This window comes from Bacteroides sp. An279, assembly GCF_002159615.1.
Taxonomy (GTDB): domain Bacteria; phylum Bacteroidota; class Bacteroidia; order Bacteroidales; family Bacteroidaceae; genus Phocaeicola; species Phocaeicola intestinalis.
This window is the reverse complement of sequence record NZ_NFJA01000191.1, coordinates 1-1583: the sequence shown is the minus strand read 5'-3', so window position 1 is coordinate 1583 and position 1583 is coordinate 1. Positions and strand designations below refer to the sequence as shown.

Annotated in this window: 4 protein-coding genes and 1 pseudogene; 4 read left to right on the top strand and 1 reads right to left on the bottom strand. The window is 44.0% G+C overall.

From position 1 onward, the window contains the following. The 4 genes and pseudogenes from B5F78_RS17490 to B5F78_RS16995 all read left to right on the top strand — a co-directional run. Positions 1 to 380, top strand: a pseudogene (locus B5F78_RS17490) (PD-(D/E)XK nuclease family transposase); the annotation flags it as partial. A gap of 50 nt (positions 381 to 430) precedes the next feature. Next, positions 431 to 604, top strand: coding sequence for a hypothetical protein (locus tag B5F78_RS17485; protein ID WP_162608592.1), 174 nt, complete (start codon positions 431 to 433; stop codon positions 602 to 604). A gap of 203 nt (positions 605 to 807) precedes the next feature. Further along, positions 808 to 1170, top strand: coding sequence for a hypothetical protein (locus B5F78_RS17690; protein ID WP_204502768.1), 363 nt, complete (start codon positions 808 to 810; stop codon positions 1168 to 1170). Continuing rightward, positions 1164 to 1310: a transposase gene (locus B5F78_RS16995; RefSeq protein WP_140400238.1), complete on the top strand. Its 147-nt coding sequence runs from the start codon at positions 1164 to 1166 to the stop codon at positions 1308 to 1310. The genes B5F78_RS17690 and B5F78_RS16995 overlap by 7 nt, the downstream gene beginning before the upstream one ends. 66 nt (positions 1311 to 1376) lie before the next feature. Here B5F78_RS16995 and B5F78_RS17685 read toward each other — a convergent pair. Then, positions 1377 to 1583 (bottom strand): hypothetical protein (locus B5F78_RS17685; RefSeq protein ID WP_204502767.1); only part of this gene is annotated, 207 nt, incomplete at its 5' end.

Sequence of the window (1583 nt, the reverse complement as noted above, 5' to 3'; positions counted from 1 at the left end):
TGAAAGAACAGGTGTTCAAGCATCTGGAACGGCTGGCTGCCGTAGCGAACCTGTCGGAAGCGAACCGTGTGGCTTATGATAAGGCAGTAGACCGTTTCTATGTGAGCCGTATTTACGAGGAGGACATGCAGGACCGAGTGGAGAACGCGATGCGGGAAGGAAGAGAAAAAGGAATGCAGGAAGGAAGAGAAGAAGGTATAAAAGAAGGAAGAGAAGAAGGTATAAAAGAAGGTATAAAAGAAGGAATAAAAGAAGGAATAAAAGAAGGAATGGCTAAAAGTAAACTGGAGGATGCACAAAACTTGAAACGTTTAGGCGTTTCTACAGATATCATAGCGAAAGCTACCGGGCTTAGTCCGGAAGAAATCGCATCATTATGATTTAGCGTGTTGAAAGCCAACAAATCCTGCGAGGCATACGGAAGAAAAGCATGGCGCACCGTTTCGGAAAGCCCGATACCCATGCGGGACACATACGGATGCAGGCTCAGGTTGGCGGCTATGCTGAACAACGGAAAGCAGAAGCGCATCTTGCTGTCGCATGTGGAGCCGCCACAGCCTGGACGGTACATGAGCGAGGACAAGGAGATGCTCAGGCAGGTTGATTATTTTTAGGGACTAGGTATCAGGTACTAGTGAACGAGGTTTTAGGATTAGGTACTAGGTAACAGGTACTAGGTAACTAGGTTTTAAATACATTCAGTAAAACTATTCAGAACCTCGTCAACTGGTACCTTGTCAGTAAGCAGTCAAAAAAAGGCTATTGATTGAAATGAGTAACTTCGCTGCCAACCAAATTTATAGAATTATGTATAACAGTGAAGATCTTGAAAGGTTTTACTTTCAGTACCAGACCGAGGTTTTGCCTCATGGAGAATCTCTCCAATCGTTTTGTGCCAAGAACAAAGTCCCTTATAACATTTTCCAGAAATGGTTTAAGGATACCCGCAAAAAAGTAGTTGAAGTTCAGGTTGACGGTGCTCCTGAGATTGCCCATGAGGAAAAGACCAAGACTGGTGACCGGCCTAAACCTGTATCAAAAGGCTGCAATGACAATCCCGTCCGCATATGGATTGACGTCCGTATCAGTAATGGGTTACACTTGTCCCAAAAGAATTTAAGCTATCAGGATTTAGTCCGGATGATAGAGAAGCTGGAGGGTCTATGCTGAGTGTTACCGGCCTGAATCATTTTTATTATGTGCGTGACTTTACCGACATGCGTTGCAAGCACAGCCGTGTGTTGTCTATCATCCGTGAACGGCTTCACCGTGAACCCTGTGACGGGGATGTCTTTATTGTCATGTCGTGAAATCGAAGAATAGTCCGTATGTTTTCATTTGCCAATCATTCATACAGCCTGTTCAAAAGTGCCCTTTCAAAGGGGGATGCCAAGAGTGTGGCAGAGTGGATAAAGTCCACATTCTTTTGGATCTGCTTCCACACAAATGGAAGTTGAAACATCCGGAAAGTATATTGACAAAACAACATGGGGTATCTGACAACTAATGCCATATGCAACATATAGGTTCAACAAAATAATAGCGACTGAAACTATTAGGTTCATAGTGACAGTCGCTATTGT